15 protein-coding genes and 1 pseudogene are annotated in these 17,487 nt (G+C 45.7%); 7 read left to right on the forward strand and 9 right to left on the reverse strand.

Features of this window, described 5'->3' with window-relative positions; translation table 11 throughout:
* Nucleotides 1-47: 47 nt before the first annotated feature.
* Nucleotides 48-1,515, reverse strand: a pseudogene (guaB, locus tag ONZ52_RS08145) (IMP dehydrogenase).
* 93 nt (nucleotides 1,516-1,608) lie between these two features.
* Between guaB and xseA the strand changes: the two are divergent.
* Both xseA and ONZ52_RS08155 read left to right on the forward strand, forming a co-directional pair.
* Complete coding sequence (xseA, locus tag ONZ52_RS08150) at nucleotides 1,609-2,976, forward strand: exodeoxyribonuclease VII large subunit (protein ID WP_265218146.1); 1,368 nt, start codon at nucleotides 1,609-1,611, stop codon at nucleotides 2,974-2,976.
* 254 nt (nucleotides 2,977-3,230) lie between these two features.
* A complete protein-coding gene (locus tag ONZ52_RS08155) occupies nucleotides 3,231-4,526 on the forward strand; it encodes an MFS transporter (protein ID WP_265218147.1) in 1,296 nt (431 codons plus the stop codon).
* 77 nt (nucleotides 4,527-4,603) lie between these two features.
* On the opposite strand, the gene ONZ52_RS08160 is transcribed toward ONZ52_RS08155, so the two are convergent.
* The 3 genes from ONZ52_RS08160 to ONZ52_RS08170 all read right to left on the reverse strand — a co-directional run bounded on the left by ONZ52_RS08160 (nucleotide 4,604) and on the right by ONZ52_RS08170 (nucleotide 6,886).
* Nucleotides 4,604-5,389 (reverse strand): sulfite exporter TauE/SafE family protein, encoded by a 786-nt coding sequence (locus ONZ52_RS08160; protein WP_321160282.1) that lies wholly within the window; start codon nucleotides 5,387-5,389, stop codon nucleotides 4,604-4,606.
* A gap of 94 nt (nucleotides 5,390-5,483) precedes the next feature.
* The gene (locus tag ONZ52_RS08165) at nucleotides 5,484-6,167 is read right to left on the reverse strand and encodes a hypothetical protein (RefSeq protein WP_265218148.1); all 684 of its coding nucleotides are present in this window, start codon (nucleotides 6,165-6,167) and stop codon (nucleotides 5,484-5,486) included.
* Nucleotides 6,164-6,886, reverse strand: a complete 723-nt coding sequence (locus ONZ52_RS08170) for a M20/M25/M40 family metallo-hydrolase (protein WP_265218149.1) — start codon at nucleotides 6,884-6,886, stop codon at nucleotides 6,164-6,166. The genes ONZ52_RS08165 and ONZ52_RS08170 overlap by 4 nt, the downstream gene beginning before the upstream one ends.
* Nucleotides 6,887-6,993: 107 nt before the next feature.
* On the opposite strand from ONZ52_RS08170, the gene ONZ52_RS08175 reads away from it, so the two are divergent.
* Nucleotides 6,994-7,905 (forward strand): LysR family transcriptional regulator, encoded by a 912-nt coding sequence (locus ONZ52_RS08175; protein WP_265218150.1) that lies wholly within the window; start codon nucleotides 6,994-6,996, stop codon nucleotides 7,903-7,905.
* 54 nt (nucleotides 7,906-7,959) lie between these two features.
* On the opposite strand, the gene ONZ52_RS08180 is transcribed toward ONZ52_RS08175, so the two are convergent.
* From ONZ52_RS08180 to ONZ52_RS08190, 3 genes are all read right to left on the reverse strand, one after another.
* Complete coding sequence (locus ONZ52_RS08180; RefSeq protein ID WP_265218151.1) at nucleotides 7,960-9,888, reverse strand: methyl-accepting chemotaxis protein; 1,929 nt, start codon at nucleotides 9,886-9,888, stop codon at nucleotides 7,960-7,962.
* 157 nt (nucleotides 9,889-10,045) lie between these two features.
* A complete protein-coding gene (locus ONZ52_RS08185) occupies nucleotides 10,046-11,410 on the reverse strand; it encodes a sigma-54-dependent transcriptional regulator (protein ID WP_265218152.1) in 1,365 nt (454 codons plus the stop codon).
* Nucleotides 11,397-13,313 carry a sensor histidine kinase gene (locus ONZ52_RS08190; RefSeq protein WP_265218153.1) on the reverse strand — a complete coding sequence of 639 codons (1,917 nt, stop codon included), beginning with the start codon at nucleotides 13,311-13,313 and terminating at the stop codon, nucleotides 11,397-11,399. The genes ONZ52_RS08185 and ONZ52_RS08190 overlap by 14 nt, the downstream gene beginning before the upstream one ends.
* A gap of 339 nt (nucleotides 13,314-13,652) precedes the next feature.
* On the opposite strand from ONZ52_RS08190, the gene ONZ52_RS08195 reads away from it, so the two are divergent.
* Genes ONZ52_RS08195 through ONZ52_RS08210 form a run of 4 tightly spaced genes read left to right on the forward strand, consistent with a single transcriptional unit; the run spans nucleotide 13,653 to nucleotide 16,255 of the window.
* Nucleotides 13,653-14,588, forward strand: coding sequence for a cytochrome ubiquinol oxidase subunit I (locus ONZ52_RS08195; RefSeq protein WP_265218154.1), 936 nt, complete (start codon nucleotides 13,653-13,655; stop codon nucleotides 14,586-14,588).
* Complete coding sequence (locus ONZ52_RS08200) at nucleotides 14,500-15,108, forward strand: cytochrome ubiquinol oxidase subunit I (protein WP_265218155.1); 609 nt, start codon at nucleotides 14,500-14,502, stop codon at nucleotides 15,106-15,108. Before ONZ52_RS08195 ends, ONZ52_RS08200 begins: the two co-directional genes overlap by 89 nt.
* Entirely contained in the window at nucleotides 15,108-16,118 is a 1,011-nt protein-coding gene (gene cydB / locus ONZ52_RS08205) for a cytochrome d ubiquinol oxidase subunit II (RefSeq protein WP_409419866.1), read from the forward strand. The genes ONZ52_RS08200 and cydB overlap by 1 nt, the downstream gene beginning before the upstream one ends.
* Nucleotides 16,118-16,255 (forward strand): hypothetical protein, encoded by a 138-nt coding sequence (locus ONZ52_RS08210; protein ID WP_162623562.1) that lies wholly within the window; start codon nucleotides 16,118-16,120, stop codon nucleotides 16,253-16,255. Before cydB ends, ONZ52_RS08210 begins: the two co-directional genes overlap by 1 nt.
* A gap of 93 nt (nucleotides 16,256-16,348) precedes the next feature.
* Here the strand turns inward: ONZ52_RS08210 and ONZ52_RS08215 are convergent, their stop codons facing one another.
* The gene (locus ONZ52_RS08215) at nucleotides 16,349-16,630 is read right to left on the reverse strand and encodes a hypothetical protein (protein ID WP_265218157.1); all 282 of its coding nucleotides are present in this window, start codon (nucleotides 16,628-16,630) and stop codon (nucleotides 16,349-16,351) included.
* Nucleotides 16,627-17,442, reverse strand: coding sequence for a TRAP transporter large permease subunit (locus ONZ52_RS08220; protein WP_265218158.1), 816 nt, complete (start codon nucleotides 17,440-17,442; stop codon nucleotides 16,627-16,629). Before ONZ52_RS08220 ends, ONZ52_RS08215 begins: the two co-directional genes overlap by 4 nt.
* Nucleotides 17,443-17,487: the final 45 nt, after the last annotated feature.

Genomic DNA, 17,487 nt, shown 5'->3' on the forward strand with positions numbered 1-17,487 from the left:
GATGGGGCGTGTTGTACGCCCCATCTCAGTGTCAAATTATCTCGCGATTAACCCACGTGATAATTTGGCGCTTCTTTTGTAATCGTTACATCATGAACATGACTTTCACGAATACCTGCGCCTGTAATTTTTGAGAACTGCGCTTTAGTACGCATTGTCTCAATATCTGGTGAGCCAGTGTAGCCCATTGAAGAGCGAACACCGCCCATCAATTGATGAACAACCGCAGCCATTGGTCCTTTGGAAGGCACACGACCTTCAATCCCTTCCGGTACAAGCTTCTCAACGCTGCTTGAATCTTGGAAATAGCGATCGCTTGAACCCTGAGATTGAGACATCGCACCAAGCGAGTCCCATACCACGGTACGCCTTAAAAGAACGACCTTGGAACAAAACAACCTCACCTGGAGCCTCGTCCGTACCAGCAAGAATACCGCCAACCATAATAACACTGGCGCCTGCTGCAATGGCTTTACTAATGTCGCCAGAAAAACGCACACCGCCATCGGCGATCACTGGAATACCACGAGGATTCATTACTTCAGCGACATTCGCCACGGCGCTGATTTGTGGCACGCCCACACCTGTAACAATACGAGTGGTACAGATAGAGCCTGGACCGATACCGACTTTCACGCCATCCGCACCAGCGTCAGCAAGGGCGATTGCCGCTTCGGCTGTCGCAATGTTGCCACCGATCACTTGAATATGAGGGAAGTTTTCTTTTACCCAACGAACACGATCGATCACGCCTTTAGAATGACCGTGCGCTGTATCGACAACGATGATGTCAACGCCTGCATCAGACAGGGCTTTCACGCGATCCGCGGTATCCGCACCCGTACCAACCGCGGCACCAACACGCAAACGACCTTGGTCATCTTTACAAGCGTTCGGGAAGGTGGTGGCTTTATTGAAATCCGTTACCGTTACCATACCACGCAATTCAAACTGCTCGTTCACAATCAACACTTTCTCAATGCGATTTTCATGCAACAATTTGCGGATAGAACCAGAAGATGCCCCTTCCAGCGCAGTAACAAGGCGATCTTTTGGTGTCATAATGTCAGCGACTTTTTTGTCGTAATCTTTGACAAAGCGCACATCACGACTCGTTACGATACCAACCAAGTCTGAACCTTGAACAACAGGTACACTTGAGATGCTATTCGCTGCTGTCAATTCCATTAGCTCTTTAACGCTGGCTTCTGGATTGATGGTAACAAGATCACGGACGATACCGCTTTCGAATTTTTTCACACGACGCACTTCACGAGCTTGCTCTTCAATGGTCAAGTTTTTGTGCACAATGCCTATGCCACCTTCTTGAGCCAGAGCAATCGCCATGCGATGTTCAGTAACGGTATCCATCGCCGAAGAAATAAGCGGAATATTCAGCTCAATGTCTTTAGTGATTTTCGTTTTAAGGCTAACATCCTTAGGAAGAACTTCGGAATAGCCAGGGATAAGCAATACGTCGTCAAACGTTAAAGCTTCTTGCACGATTCGTAACATAATGGGGAGTTTCCAATGCCAACAAGGGTGTTAAGATGGCAAGTAATTCTACTCCAATAGTTGCACTCGGTAAATCAAAACCACGAGAGATTGATGAAAAATTTTACAACTTCGGCTTCACAAGAAACAGCTTTTACCGTCTCACAGCTAAATAGACAGATACAACAGTTACTTGAAGCAAGCTTACCGTGGATTCTTGTAGAAGGAGAAATTTCCAATCTCGCCAAACCAAGCTCGGGTCATTGGTACTTTTCCCTCAAGGATGACAAAGCGCAAATTCGCTGCGCCATGTTCAAAGGCAAAAATGCCGCGGTACGCTTCAAGCCCAAAGATGGCGACATGGTTCGCTTACGCGCGCGCGTCACGTTTTATGGCCCACGAGGTGACTGTCAGCTCAGTGTTGAAGGCATGGAGTCTGCTGGCGAAGGCGCACTTCAACAAGCGTTTGAGCGTCTAAAGAACAGTTTACAAGCCGAAGGCCTGTTTGCACCTGAGCACAAAAAGCCACTCCCCACCAAACCAGAGCGTGTCGCCATTATCACCTCACCAGTCGGTGCCGCTGTGCGCGATATGATCATCGCCTTTCGTCGACGTTTTCCCTTAACCGAACTCACCATTCTACCCTCTTTGGTACAAGGCCAAGAGGCTGCCAGAAACATCCTGAAACAGCTACAACGTGCCGATGGCAGCGGCCACTTTGATGCTATTATTCTCGGTCGCGGTGGCGGTTCATTAGAAGATTTATGGAGCTTCAATGACGAAGCCTTAGCGCGCGCTATCTTTGCCGCCAACACGCCGATTGTGTCGGCTGTGGGCCATGAGACAGACTTCACCATTGCGGATTTTGTCGCCGACGTCCGTGCCGCCACACCAACGGCGGCAGCGGAATTATTAAGCCCTGATCGCCATCAATTAATTCGTCAAATAGAGCAACAAGAGAAGCAATTGGCTCGGCGCATGTCTCACATCCTTGAGCAATGCCAACAACAACTCGACTTCATGACCAAACGTATTCGCCACCCAAAAGAGCGAATCGAGCAACAACAAAATCAACTAGAACAGCTGAAACGTCGTTTGCAGCAGAGCATGCAACGTAAAATAGTAGAGCAACAAACGAAAACCGCTCATTTAGCTCACCGTTTGGAGAAAAATAGCCCTACGCGCCGTATCGATCAGAACAGACAAAAGCTCAAAGACATCGACGCTCGCCTTGTTCGTGCGCTCAATAACACCTTGACCAACAAGCAAACCGCCTTTGCTCGTATCATCGACAAGTTAAACCTCGTCAGCCCACTGAATACCTTGGCTAGAGGCTACGCCATTGCCTCCAAAGACAAGCAAGTGATTCGCTCCATTAAGGACGTTGAAAAAGGTGATGCTATTTCAGTAAGAGTTCAGGATGGGATCATTTCTTGTACCGTAGGCGAAAGTGAACAACCCAAAACCAATCAAGTTCGATAATGTATCGCGCTTGATTGTACCGCCAAAACATTGGTTTTTTTCTTCTAAGACCCCAATACCAGCACAAAACATGACTTCGCCACTACTTTCTTAAAAAACACTAACTCTCCATCTGTGCCCTAAAATGGACACCCTAAGCTTTCTAAAAAAAGCAAAGAAGTTTTAATAAATGAATAATTGTGCAAAAACTCATCCTTCCCTAGTATCGATCGGAGAGTTACTAGCAAGATAAAAATACAACGGAGCCACATTAAATGTCGGACACTTATAAGATGGAGCGCGCGACAGCCTCTGCAAAAAAATCAACAGATAAAAAATTACTTAAACTCATTATTGCCTCCTCTATTGGCAACGCATTGGAATGGTTTGACTTAATCGTCTATGCCTTCTTTGCCCGCACTATTTCAAAATTGTTCTTTCCTACCGATAACGAAACACTGTCACTCATGCTCGCGCTCTTCACATTCGCGATGTCATATCTCATTCGCCCTATTGGTGCGATTGTGATTGGTAACTACGCAGACAAAATAGGGCGAAAAGCAGCAATGCTATTAACCATTTGGCTAATGATGGCAGGAACTTTTCTAATTGCTGCAATGCCAACCTACGAAACTATTGGCTTATTGGCACCATTAGGGATTTTACTCGCTCGATTATTGCAAGGTTTTTCGGCTGGCGGGGAATTTGGTAGCGCCACAGCGATGCTGGTTGAACATTACCCTGAACGTAAAGGCTTTATCTCTAGCTTCATGTTTGCAAGCCAAGGATTAAGTGGTTTGTTAGGAGCAGGATTTGGGTTGTTACTAACAACCACATTAACCACGGATCAGTTAGAAAACTGGGGCTGGCGCATTCCTTTCATCTTTGGTTTATTGATTGGTCCTGTGGGTTTATACATCCGCCGACACATTGAAGAAACGGGTGAATTTACCGCTTCAAAAGAAGAGAAAGTGCCATTAATAGAATTGTTTGCGAATAACAAACTCGGCATCCTATTCAATATCGGCGCCATGATACTGTCTACATCTGTAACCTATTCGATTATTTTCATGCCGACTTATGCCACAAAATATCTAGGCTTAAGTAACTCCATTGGTTACGGTGGCACTCTAATCAGCTACACGGTGCTAATGTTGTTAACACCGTTTGTTGGGATTTTGTCAGACCGTATTGGCCGGACTCGTTTAATGATTTTTGCTGGTGTGCTGTTCTTTATTACGGTTTGGCCTGCGTTCTTCGTTTTGTCTCACCACCCAACATTAATCATGCTTGCCAGTGTTCTATTTTGGTTAAGTGTCTTGAAATCCATGTACTTTGGTGGCTTGCCCGCTCTGATGTCTGAGATGTTCCCTACTCGTGTTCGTGCAACAGGGATGGCTCTGAGTTACAACATCAGTACAACAGTGTTTGGGAGCTTTACTCCATTCTTACTCGTCTGGACTATCAGTGCCACGGGAGATCAATTGGCGCCAAGTTATTACCTATTGCTGACTAGCTTAATCAGTTTGCTCGCCTTACTTGGCATCCGTAGACACTTCAAAATCAACTAAATAGAAGTTCTTATCTGACCATAAAAAAAACGCTGCCTTACGCAGCGTTTTTTTATTTTAAATTTTCATCGATGACATCAAACTAAGAAATTCACTCCTACCACAAACAGCAGTAAAGCAAATAGTCGTCTTAACATTATAGGATTCAAATGGTGTGCTAGTTGAGCACCAACACGAGCAGAAAACATACTCATCAAGGCAATACCTACTAACGCAGGTAAATACACAAAGCCGATACTGTTAGGTGGCAACTCTAAATGATTCCAACCAATAACCACAAAGGAAATAGCTCCCGAGAAAGCAATGGGTAAACCGCATGCCGCAGAAGTTGCTACCGCCTTCTTAATATCAACCCCTTTCCAAGATAAAAATGGCACCATTACAGAACCACCACCAATGCCAAAAATTGCCGACACCCAACCAATAACTACGCCAGCCATAGACATCACCGATTTAGTTAAGCCAGAGCCTTGGTCTTTAGGACGCCAATTCGCCGCCATTTGTAATGACATCAGTAAGCAAAACACACCAATAATTTGCTGAAGATTCTCACCCGGAATATACGACGCAGTCACCCCTCCCAACGCACTACCAAATAAAATCCCAGCACCAAGCCAGATAACCATTTGCCACGCTACTGCGCCTTTTTTATGGTGCGCTATCACCGAGTTAATCGAGGTAAAGAAAATAGCACTGAGTGACGTTCCTACTGCCAGATGCGTCAACACTTCAGCCGATATGCCTTGCAAGGTAAAACTGAATACCAACACAGGTACAATGATCAAGCCGCCACCTATGCCAAACAGCCCTGCCAATAGCCCAGAGCAGGCCCCTAATACTAAATACAAAAGAAAATCTATCATACAGTTTATTCGCAAAAATCAGGTCATCATAACCAATACAAAGAAAAACGGTGGCCTCTTTGAGCCACCGTTTCAGACACTAAAAGCCTCTCAATTACTCAGGCCAATGTTCGCCTAAATCCCAAAATAATCCAGTAACCGCTAAAAGCCCTTGCTCAACAACACTTTCTAGAAGATGCTCATCAGGCGCATGCTGTTTACAAGATGGATAAGAATGAGGCATCCACACAGTTGGTAATTCTAATACATCTGCGAAACAATGATTTGGAATAGTACCACCTAAGTTAGGCAAAACAGTCACCGTTTGGTCTAACGAGGTTTCCATAGAACGCTTAACAAAGCCAACCCAAGGATGAGCCGGATCTAAGCGCGTCGCATTGTAACCACCTTCAAAAATCACCTTAACATCCCCTAGCCCTTTCTCATCTAAAAAGTCTGATAGGTTAGCAACCAAATTCTGCCAGTCGGTTCCCGGTACAATACGCAAGTGACATACCGCCTCAGCGACGTCAGGAATCGCACCAATAGGCTTTTGGATATCTCCAGCACCAAGAGCGATTACTTCGAGAGTATTACAACCAAACAATCTCTCACCTGCAGTAAGCTCTTTCTCACCCCATTGGTCATTCAACATCGGATCACCAGCATAGCCACCCACCGTTAATTCACGCATCATTTCAGCCGCCAAACCACTTGGTAAAGGCGCACGTAAGCACTCAGCAATTATTCGACCATTCGCTGTCATCATACTAGAAAGAGCGTGCTGTAAGCGTGTCACCGGATTGGTAATAACGCCCCCCAATTACCTGAATGACGTGCACCATTGCCAGTTTCACACCGTAGTCGAAATTGGCAAACGCCACGAGAACCTAAAAAAATAGTCGGTGTCTGAGCATTTAACCTAGGACCATCAGACGCTAAAAACAAGTCGGCTTTTAGCGCTTCTTTTTGCTCACGACAAAACAGTTCTAATCCTTTAGAGCCAACTTCTTCACTCATCTCAAATAGGATTTTAATGTTGTAACCCAACTTACCTTCACGAGCATTTAATACCGACTCCAGTGCGAGCAGGTTAATCGTGTGCTGACCTTTATTATCTGCCGTACCACGTCCGTAAATTTTCTCGCCAATCTGAGACAATTTCCAAGGATGAGTACCTTCTTGCCATAATTCCGCCTGCCCATTAGTGACATCACCATGACCATAAGTTAATAGTGTCGGTAAAGATTCACCCTCCATGCGTTTAGCAATTAATAGCGGCGGGCAAGACTCTATTGGATTCGCGAAGATCTCACACTCAAACCCCAATTTCACTAACGTTGGCTGAATTTCATCGGTTAAATACGTCATTAATTCAGCACTGGCACTTGGGTTTTGACTTTCACTAGCAAACGCCACACGACGCGTTAATGTTGCGATAAACTGACCATTTTCAATGGTCGCAATAGCCTGTTGTAACGCGGCTTGTCGACCATTTTGGCTGGTTGCTTGGGACATAATCTCTCCAAAATGCACGAATTTATTATGGCATTTAGCTTAAGATGTAATAAGCTTTACAACAATTATCAATTACACAACAAAACCTTCTATAAAATAGAAATCTTATGAATGACATCTCGTTAAAGTACTTTCACGCTGTTGCAAAAACGGGTTCCTTGTCTGCGGCTTCGGAAGAACTCCACGTCGCGGTTTCGGCAATCAGCCGACAAATAACTCAGTTAGAAGAAAAACTTCAGCTAACATTGTTTGAACGTAAAGCGCGTGGCATGACGCTCACACCAGCTGGTGAAGTGCTATATACCTATTCGTTGCGTAATACGTTGGAATTTAAAAACGTGATGTCGGAAATGAGGGGAATTAGCAATATCCAGCAGCAGTCTATCGCACTGGCTTGTCCAGAAGGCATGGCTTGGGACTTTCTCCCGCATGTCATCGCAAAATTCCGCTTGGAATACCCAAGTGCTCGCTTTTCACTACAAGTTGTCGACTCAAGCAGAGCAACTCAACTGGTTAGAGAAGGCCGAGTAGATGCTGCGTTTACCTTCAATTTGCAACCTGAGCAAGGCGTTGAAGTGTCGCTGCAAGTGCCTTCTCCGATCGTCGCCTTATTATCCAAAAATCACCCGCTAGCCAGCCAGCAAGACATTAGCGTAAGGGATTTAACCGAATACCCTATTGCTACATCCGGATCAGGAACAACACTCAGTTACTTATTTGATATAGCTTGTCATATTGAAGGAGTACAAATCATTCCAGCCTTGTCTAGCGACTCTGCGGGTTCTATTTATACCTTTGCGAGCGAAAGCGAAAATGCCATTGCTCTCTGTGGGGAACTAACCGTTGCGAGACGAGCAAAGCGAGATGGTCTAGTTATACGGCCAATGCGCGAACCAGCGTTAGCTCAGCGCAGCCTTCAAGTGCAAATTATGTCGAGAAGAAAATTACCCACTATCGTGAGGTATTTTCTCACTCACCTAACCGAGTCACTTAAAAACCAAAGCGAGCGCCACGCATAAGTAAATTTAAACCAAACCTGATTAACTAGGCTCGGTTTAAATTATATGCTTGCATCAAGTCACTTTGAACAGCTCGACTTTGTCTTTTAGGTGTCTCATCTCTTCGCCAATGGCATTGGTTGCCGCTCGGCTTTGATGAAATAGTTCGACTGTCTGTTCACTTTGCGCGGCCAACATGGATAAATGCTGATTAATGTCTGCAACCGACGCATTTTGAATGCCGGCCCGCTCTGCCACCTGTTCATTCATATCAAACAATTGCTGCAAGAAAGCATCAAGGGCCATAACTTTTTCGGAGACCAGCTGTTGACTGCCAAGCGTCTGAATGCTTTTTTCACACGCCACGTCCATCTGTGAGGTAACCTGCGTCGATGCGGCTCGCAACTGTGAAATAATACTCTGTATCTCATTGGTCGATTCGCTCGTGCGCTGAGACAGCATGCGAACTTCATCCGACACAACAGCGAATCCTCGACCATGTTCGCCAGCACGAGCCGCTTCTATGGCCGCATTTAGAGCAAGCAAATTAGTCTGCTCAGAAATAGAACTAATAACGTTCAACACGGAAACAATCTTTTCTATATTTTCATTCAGCTCAGTCAGGCTGGTTTTACTTTGCATCATATCGACTTCTAAAGCTTGCAAAAACACCAAGCTACTCTGAACTTCTTTGTTAGCCTGCTGAAGCTCCGCATTACTTTGATCAGACAACTCTCCCGCTCTTGTTGCCAAATCTTTGACCTGAGCGCTCTGCTCAGTAATATCCTGAGTCGCAGAAGCAATTTGTCCTATAGACTGTTTCTCTGCTTCCGACGCTTTAGAAAGCTCATCAACTTGCTGGTTCAAACCTTCAATTGCACCATCTGTCGTTTTAACAGCATCGTTCACCGCCATTAATGAGCCCTTTAAAGTCCGCAGCAAGGAGTTAACTGCGCCAGCCAAAGCACCGATTTCCGCTTTATCAGAACTCTTGATCTGATAATTAAGATCTAAATTATCAGACACATAACGAACGTCCTTACCAATCGCCACAATAGGACGAGTCAAAGAACCAATCACAAAATGAAGAATGAGCAATGAAATCAAAATAAAGACAACAGAGTAGAGAAACGCCTTCTGGAGCTGTTTATAAATCGGTGCCATGATCTGCTGTTTCGGCACCACGAGCATAATAAACCTGTCTAATACTGGTACCCATAATGACCCCAGATAATAAACCTGTTCGTTAATCATCACATCATCAATAACTAGGTCGATTTTATTGTTCAACAAACTAGAAATATGACTTTTCTCGATCCTATCCATAAAGGAAGAATCACCTTTTGCTTGGATCACACCATTGCTTGTTACCAACATAGCGCGTCCCTGCGGACCTACCTTGAGCTTCTGAACCATATTAATCAGCTTGTCCGCTTTAATTCCAAGCCCTGCTACTGAATAGGGTTTATTGGTATTTGGATCCACAGCATTACTACGATAATTGATAAACAGCATTTGATTTTCATACTGTAAATTCAACTCATAATCATGGCCTGTGGCCAAAAAATTCGGATAAAACTCTTTGTAAGGATAATCTGGCAACAGCGTTCTAAAAAAGTTTTTCTCATAGCCAAAATATTCCAAACCATTTGGGCCATTTAAAACATAAAATGTCGAGTCACTGCCCGCGATGTCTTTCACGGATTTCAGCTTAGCTTCTATAAAAGAAATCTGATTATCTGCTGCGCCTTTGCGAACCCAGTCTTCAACAAAATTGTCGTTTGTCATGAGATGAGAGGCAGTAATTAACGGCGTAATTTCAGTACTAATTTGTGAGGCTAGATTACTTAGATGGGTGGGTAATACTTCTTTTTTTAACTGTTCTAACTCTGTATCTAGCGTGGAAAGTGCTTGAGTACTTACTGAGACCACCGTACTGGCAACCAGCAACACTGCAAGAACAGAGAACATGCGACTTCTAACGGATAGACTTTGCCACTTCATAATAACATCCTTATTATGTTTTTTATTGTAGAGTTATCGTCAGATACTACACCGCAGTTAATGACAAAAACAAAACAATTTTCACACTGAAAGTAACAAAATGATTAAAAAATACTGACCTTAATCAAAGAATCTATGTAAAACGATTAAGCTCGTTCTACAACCCATATCGCTCTATTTTCTTAATCAGCCCTTGTCGTGAAATACCCAGTTGTTTGGCGGCTTGGGTGCGGTTGCCTTGGCTTTTTTCTAAGGCTTGGTTAATCAGTCGAATCTCAAGGTCGCGGACTTGTTCATCTAATGAGGCGTCGCTCGTTGGTAAGCTTGCCATGGTTTGACGAACAGACTCACCACTTGGATATAACAGCTGGATATCTTCCATGGTGATTCGACCTTGCGGGCAAATAGACGCGACGCTTTCTAGGGCGTTCTTCAACTCTCGAACATTGCCCGGCCATGATTGATCTCGGAACCATTGCACGGCTTCAGGACTGAGCTGTAATTGCTTGGTTTGCTGACTTTGCAAACGCTGCAGAAATGACTGTAGCAATACGGGAACGTCTTCTAGACGCTCCGCCAGCGCTTGGGTTTCAATATTGACGCCTTTGATTCGGTAATACAGGTCCTCTCGGAAGCTACCTTCTCGGACTTTTTCAAGTAAGTCGGCGTTGGTTGCGGAAATCACACGGATGTCGATGTATTTCTGTTCTCGGCCACCGACAGGGAAGAAGGTGCCCTCTTGCAGCACTCGCAGCAGTTTCACCTGCATCGCCAACGGCATTTCGCCGATCTCATCCAAGAACAAGGTGCCGCCATCGGCCAAACTCAATAGGCCAATTTTGTCTTTTTCCGCCCCAGTAAACGCGCCTTTCACGTAACCGAACAGTTCGCTTTCTAATAAATCCGCAGGAATCGCGCCGCAATGCACAGAAACAAACGGCTTGGCTGCGCGATGACTCAAGTCGTGCAAGGTGCGCGAAATGACTTCTTTACCCGTACCCGATGGCCCCGTGACCAAAACACGCACATCCGTCGGTGCGATTCGCTCCACCAACGCCCTGACCTTTTGTGAACTCATCGAATGACCAATATACGCAGACGCACCTTGGGAAGAATGACTAACTTGCTTTAGCTGAGTTAATTCTCGCTCTAAGGTGGTTTTGGTGATGGCTCGGCGCACCACCACCGCCAACATATCTGGATCAATGGGCTTAGCAATAAAATCCCATGCGCCAAGTTCAATGGCTTTTAGGGCCAAATCCCGATCCGCGTGGCCAGTAATAATAATCACCGGACGACCCGCAAAATCGTCCATCGCATCCAAGGTCACTTGCGGATCAAAATGCGGCGGCATAGACAAGTCTAATAGCACCAAATCCGCATCAAACAACGCCAATGCACCTCGGGCGTCGTCTAAACTACCCGCGGTTTTGACCTGGTAATCTTGCTTCGCCAACCAACGGCTCGCCAATTCACGAAATGCAGGTTCATCGTCGACCAGTAATATTTTATTTTGAGTCATGGAATTCTCTGTTTAAAATCGCAACGCCAGAAAAGTGGCGAGGTAAAATAAGCTCGAAGGTCACAGGCCAAGCCGAATCAGAACGGTGTCTAATCTTCCCGCCATGGGCATCAACAATACGACGCACAATCGCTAACCCAAGACCACTGCCACCCGCTCGCTTAGTCACAAATGGCTGAAATAAAACTTCACCTTGCAGGCTTGGGTCGATGGCTGGCCCGTTATTATGCACTTGGATGACAATCTGTTGATCTTCTTCTTTGGCTTCAATCAATAATTTGCCCTCTGGCATATTGCGCAAAAAAGACACGGCATTATCGATGAGATTAATAAACACCTGTTGAAGTCGTTGCGGGTCAGCATCCAACTCAATCGCTTCATCGATATCAAGTTCAAACGCCACACCTTCTAGCTGAGCTTGCGCCAGAATACTCGCTATTAAAGAACGTAAAGGCGTGGCGACAACTTGCAACGTCAAGCCACCGGAATACACCAACATATCGCTCACCAAACGATCCGCGCGTTTTAGCTGAGTCTGAATATGTTGACGCGTTTCAGCTGGCGCGTCATAGGCTGCCATGGAAATAATGTTCAGAGGATTGCGTAACTCGTGGGCCATGGCCGCCGACAAACTGCCCAGCTCAACCAAATGCTGCTCATCCATGCGTTTTCGTTCCGCCACCGCTAAGGCCAACAACCGCTCAAGCAAGCCACAGCTAGTCGAAAATAAAGAGGCAAACACCTCCGCTGTCAAACGCATCCCAGGGCTGGCATCCTCCCAACCGATCAAAACAAAGTGCCAATCCGACTCGGATCGAGACACTCGTATTGCTAAAACATCGTCTTGCTTTTTCATTGGGTAAGCAGAACGTTGCAATTGAATCGCCACACTGCGTCTTATCTGCAGAGAAAGTAAACGCTCACCAATGGCGATCAATTGCGACCAGTCTTGGGCGTCTTTTAATTGTGTTGACCAGGTATCCAATATCGCTTCATTCAAGGAGGCGCCAGGATAAATAAGCCGCGATACCAAACGACTCAACGGCTGATAAATGACCGCAGCGACAACCAAGATCAACAAGGAATACAGCCACAACTGCCAACTTGGCACATTGGCTAACGCCTGCAAACCAAGGCGTCCAGATACCACGCTGATTACTGCGATCACACAGAGAATCACCAACATCATGGCCACCCAAAGCAAGGCACGATTGGCAAAGGCATTGACTGACAAAATTTGATAGCGCACCACCGCATAAACCAACAACAGCAAATAGGTTGGCAGCAAGAGCATGGGATACGGAAACCAGCTAATGCCAAAGGAAGGAAACACAAAACTGGTCGCTAACAATAACCCCCAAGCGCCAACGCCGAACATGGCTAGAATGGAGCGTTTCTTGTTACCAGAATGCCGATACCAACCAAACAACAGCACACCATGAGCCAAGATACCAATCAACACGGTGTAGGCGAGGTTCCAGGCCCCAGCTTCAGTAAAAATGAAAAATGAACGTGTCTCTAAGGTGCTAATCGCATCGCCCGCACCAATCCACCAGCTCTGTAACACGACCGCGAAGCTGGTAAGATAGAACCAAGGCACGACCTGATATAGGCGTTCTAACATAGGCTCTTTAGCCGGGCCTGAATTGACAAAACGGATGGCAAAATGTAAGAAAAAAGTCGGCATTAATGGATTAGCAAGAATGATATGAATACCAATTTGCTCATAGCCTTGAAATAAAACCACATGCCCAAAACACCAAATAGCCATCATGATGGCAAAGCCAGCCAACGCTTGTAGGTCACTTTGCTTTCGTGCGCGCCACAATAGCCAAACGGCGACCAATACACCACATACACTGTTCACCAGCATGGCGACTTCAAACATCAAGGAAAGCGTCAAAATCGTAAACCTCGTTTACATCTGTAAATGGAAAAATCGTAAACCTTTTTGACACAGCAAGCAAAGAAATAAAAATTCCCTTTAAAATCAAAAGCATAAATATCACTAATAGTTGGCCTGTCCTTTGCTATGACTAAGGCAACCTTTGATTTACATCAAATATTTATCAACTAACAGGACCAACACCATGAACACTGGCTTTTTAATGACCGAAATCATTGCGCTTTTTAGCATTGTAGGATTAGCAATACTGCCTTTGGCTGTACAACAAATACGCACGCTAAGCGTTAAAAACAACGTTTAACTACCTAACGCTTATTTATTGCTAAGGGAGCCATTATGGACCTCGACGTCGCCATCTTATCTCGCATACAGTTTGCCTTTACGGTGAGCTTTCATATCATTTTCCCCAGCATTACCATTGGTTTGGCGACGCTGATTGCCATTTGGGAAGGTCTGTGGCTTAAAACACACAACCCTTATTACTTACAGTTGGCAAAATTTTGGATCAAACCCTTCGCCATTACCTTCGGTATGGGGGTGGTGTCCGGTATCGTCTTGTCCTACGAGTTTGGTACCAACTTTTCCAAGTTCTCAGAAATGACCTGGGCAGTACTTGGGCCATTGATGGCGTATGAAGTACTAACGGCTTTTTTCATGGAAGCTGGCTTTCTTGGTGTCATGTTGTTTGGCTGGCAACGTGTTGGTCGGAAGCTGCACTTTTTCTCAACCATCGTCGTCATGGTAGGGACGTGGATTTCCGCCTTTTGGATCATCGTCGCCAACTCTTGGATGCAAACTCCCACAGGGCACAAAATCGTCGATGGCAAGTTTGAAGTGGAAAGCTGGATGGCAGTGATTTTCAATCCATCCATGCCCTATCGCCTCACACACATGTTAGTTGCGTCATTAATTACCGCCACTTTTGTTGTAGCCGGCATCTGTGCCTACTACTTATTGAAAAAGAAACACATTCCGTTCGCGAAAAAAGGCTTATCCATGTGCATGTGGTTCGCCTTGGTACTCACTCCACTACAAGCATGGATCGGCGATATGCACGGTTTGAACGTAAAAGAACATCAGCCAATCAAATTGGCGGCCATGGAAGGGATTTGGCCAGCACAAGAAGAAAACGTGCCACTGCTGCTGTTTGCCATGCCCAATATGAAAACGGAATCGAACGATTATGAGACTCGGCATCCCCAACCTCGGCAGCCTGATCCTAACTCACTCGTGGGATGGCGCAGTGCAAGGTCTAAAGGCGGTACCGCCTGAAGACAGACCCAATGTACCGTTAGTATTTTGGTCTTTCCGTGTCATGGTTGGCATTGGTTTTGGCATGATGGGTATTGCGGCGCTTGCTCTCTTGTTACGTCGTAAAGGTCGCTTATATGAAAACAAAGCATTCTTGTCTCTCGTGACACTATTTACACCTATGGGTGTCATTGCGGTACTAGCAGGTTGGTATGTAGTCGAAATTGGTCGTCAACCTTGGATTGTCTATAACTTGGTAAGAACGTCCGAAATTGTGTCGCCACTGCCTGCAGAACGCGTGCTGTTTACCTTGACCATGTTTGTGATCATTTACAGCTTACTAATTGGTGTTTATCTCTACTTCATGGGCAAGCTGATTAAGAAGGGGCCGCCATCAATGGAAGCCTTAGAGCAGCAGCTTATTGGTATGAAAGCGCCTGGCTACGCATTGGCTTGGGTGAAGTCGCTAACATCGAAAGAACAACAATCGACAGATCTGAAAACAAAAGATCAACCAACAATAGAACAAGGAGATAAATGATGGATTTGGCGCTTTTCTACTTCCTTGTCTTAGGCTTTGCCATCTTTATGTACGTGTTACTTGATGGCTTCGACCTCGGGATTGGCATTCTCTACCCTTGGTTCAACCAAGAGGGCGAGCGCGACCATTTAATGCGTTCTATTTCACATGTTTGGGATGGCAACGAAACCTGGTTAGTCTTTGGTGGTGTGGTGTTGTTTGCGGCGTTTCCTGCCGCTTATGCAGGCATTACCTCAACCTTTTATCTGCCCATCATGCTGATGCTGTTTGCTTTAATCTTTCGCGGTGTGGCGTTCGAATATCGGTTTAAGTCCGATACGTCTCGACCTTATTGGGATTTCGCCTTTAGCGCGGGTTCTGCTATCGCAGCATTTTGCCAAGGCATGCTGCTAGGCTCCATCGTTCAAGGCGTACCTGCCGGTGTCGACAGTTTATCTAGTCTGCATTGGCTAACGCCCTTTTCTATCCTAACAGGCTTTTCTGTCATGGCGGGTTATGCGCTGTTAGCCGCTTGTTATTTGTTTATGAAGAGTCGCGGACGTATTCAAGAACACGCGGCGAAATTAGGTAAACAACTCTTACTGATCACTATTTTAGCCATGGTAATAGTGAGTTTGTGGACCGTGGCAACCCAGATAGACATTCGTCAGCGTTGGTTTTCTGGTTTGAATTTCCTGTGGTTATCGCCCTTACCTATTATCACCTTGGTGGTCGCGGTTTTGGCATGGCGAGATTTAAACAGGCATTCGAATGACGTCGTTCATCATGAAGGTCGACCATTTTGGTATGCTGCAACGCTATTCTTATTGGGCTTTGCTGGTCTTGTGGTCGGTTTATTCCCGTACCTCATACCAAGGCAACTCACCTTTATGGAAGCAGCATCGCCAGACAGCAGCTTGCTCTTCTTGCTACCCGGTATATGCATCTTCGTGCCATTGATCTGCGCCTATACTTTATGGGGTTATCGCGTCTTTGCTGGCAAGGTGGAAGATTATCAGGAGGGTTACTAATGTCACTAAAAAGCCTAAAAGAAAAGACCGCCAAGCTTAAATCGTGGCAATGGTTTTTGCTCCTCTATGGCATCGGCTTCATTGCTATATTAACCATGTCTTACGGCATTAAACTGCTGATGACGGGGTTGCCTTAACAAGCCATAGTGACTAAGAAATCATAAAAAAGCGCATATTTCAGTTATAGGAATATGCGCTTTTTAGTATCCGTTGTTTCGTTTTCTAAGCCATTAAACTTCAGCTTTCATGGTATTGGGCTTTGTTTGAATGCTTGCTTTGAACAGCAATCCAGCAAACAGTACAATACCGATAACGCGAGCGCCCAATACAGCGATAGACGTGTCCGTTGCTGCTGCAGGCCAAGCGATTAACACGGCTGCAACCACATACAATAAACGAGTCAGCCAGGATAAATGCTCACGTAACCAACCAGAAAAGCCAATGCTCATGGACGCTGTCGCCAAGGTCGCAAAAGTAATCGCGGCAACCACACTGGACATTGTGCCAATCAACAAAACCCCGGCATGGTGACAAACAAAAATGGCACGAGCAGTTTAACAAAGCCCAAGCGCATAGACTCCACCGCGGTTTCATTTGCATCAGCACCAGAAATCGTCGCGGCAGCATAAGCGGCCAAAGCAACAGGGGGCGTGATAGCAGACACCAATCCAAAGTAGAAGATAAACATATGCGCCGATAACGCTTCCATACCAAGTTGTGTCATCGCAGGCGCCACTAATACCGCCAACAAGAGGTACGCAGCGGAGGTCGGCAAGCCCATCCCTAGAACAAAAGACGCCAGAGCAGTCAGTAATAACACCGCCCATAAGTTGCCATCGCCCAATTCAATGATCAAACCAGACAACATCAAACCCATGCCAGTGAGATTTAATACCCCAATGATTACACCCGCCGCCGCCACTGCCGCAACAATAGGTAAAGTCGAAGTTAAGGTTTCCTTACAGGCAGAAATAAGGTCAAACATATTAATACGTGTTTCTTTCTTCCAAGGACAAACCGCTAACCCCGCTAAAATTCCCATCACAGCCGCTTGTGTCGGCGATTTACCTGAGACCATCAAACCAATCAACACCACCAGCGGAAGCAAAAGATAACTTTTTGTTTTTAGAGTGGTCAGCAACAGCTGTAAACCAGCCCCCGTATCTCTTGCTAAGTTAAGGCGTCCAGCCTCAAGACGCACAGCAATCATCAAAGCAAAAATATAAAGAAGCGCTGGTACCAAAGCGGCTAACGCGACTTCCGCATAAGGAATACCGATCATTTCCGCCATTAAAAAGGCGGCAGCCCCCATAACTGGCGGCATAATTTGCTCCGGCGGAAGACGCTGCCGCTTCAATCGCTCCAGCCA

Origin of the sequence: Marinomonas rhodophyticola, from assembly GCF_026113935.1 — a bacterium.
In the GTDB taxonomy this organism is placed as follows: domain Bacteria; phylum Pseudomonadota; class Gammaproteobacteria; order Pseudomonadales; family Marinomonadaceae; genus Marinomonas; species Marinomonas rhodophyticola.

Excerpts from the sequence above, each read along its gene's own strand:
- xseA (WP_265218146.1), top strand. The coding sequence starts at position 1,609 with ATGAAAAATTTTACAACTTCGGCTTCACAAGAAACAGCTTTTACCGTC.
- ONZ52_RS08155 (WP_265218147.1), top strand. The coding sequence starts at position 3,231 with ATGTCGGACACTTATAAGATGGAGCGCGCGACAGCCTCTGCAAAAAAA.
- ONZ52_RS08160 (WP_321160282.1), bottom strand. The coding sequence starts at position 5,389 with ATGATAGATTTTCTTTTGTATTTAGTATTAGGGGCCTGCTCTGGGCTA.
- ONZ52_RS08170 (WP_265218149.1), bottom strand. The coding sequence starts at position 6,886 with ATGTCCCAAGCAACCAGCCAAAATGGTCGACAAGCCGCGTTACAACAG.
- ONZ52_RS08175 (WP_265218150.1), top strand. The coding sequence starts at position 6,994 with ATGAATGACATCTCGTTAAAGTACTTTCACGCTGTTGCAAAAACGGGT.
- ONZ52_RS08180 (WP_265218151.1), bottom strand. The coding sequence starts at position 9,888 with ATGAAGTGGCAAAGTCTATCCGTTAGAAGTCGCATGTTCTCTGTTCTT.
- ONZ52_RS08185 (WP_265218152.1), bottom strand. The coding sequence starts at position 11,410 with ATGACTCAAAATAAAATATTACTGGTCGACGATGAACCTGCATTTCGT.
- ONZ52_RS08195 (WP_265218154.1), top strand. The coding sequence starts at position 13,653 with ATGGACCTCGACGTCGCCATCTTATCTCGCATACAGTTTGCCTTTACG.
- ONZ52_RS08200 (WP_265218155.1), top strand. The coding sequence starts at position 14,500 with ATGAGACTCGGCATCCCCAACCTCGGCAGCCTGATCCTAACTCACTCG.
- cydB (WP_409419866.1), top strand. The coding sequence starts at position 15,108 with ATGGATTTGGCGCTTTTCTACTTCCTTGTCTTAGGCTTTGCCATCTTT.
- ONZ52_RS08210 (WP_162623562.1), top strand. The coding sequence starts at position 16,118 with ATGTCACTAAAAAGCCTAAAAGAAAAGACCGCCAAGCTTAAATCGTGG.
- ONZ52_RS08220 (WP_265218158.1), bottom strand. The coding sequence starts at position 17,442 with ATGCCGCCAGTTATGGGGGCTGCCGCCTTTTTAATGGCGGAAATGATC.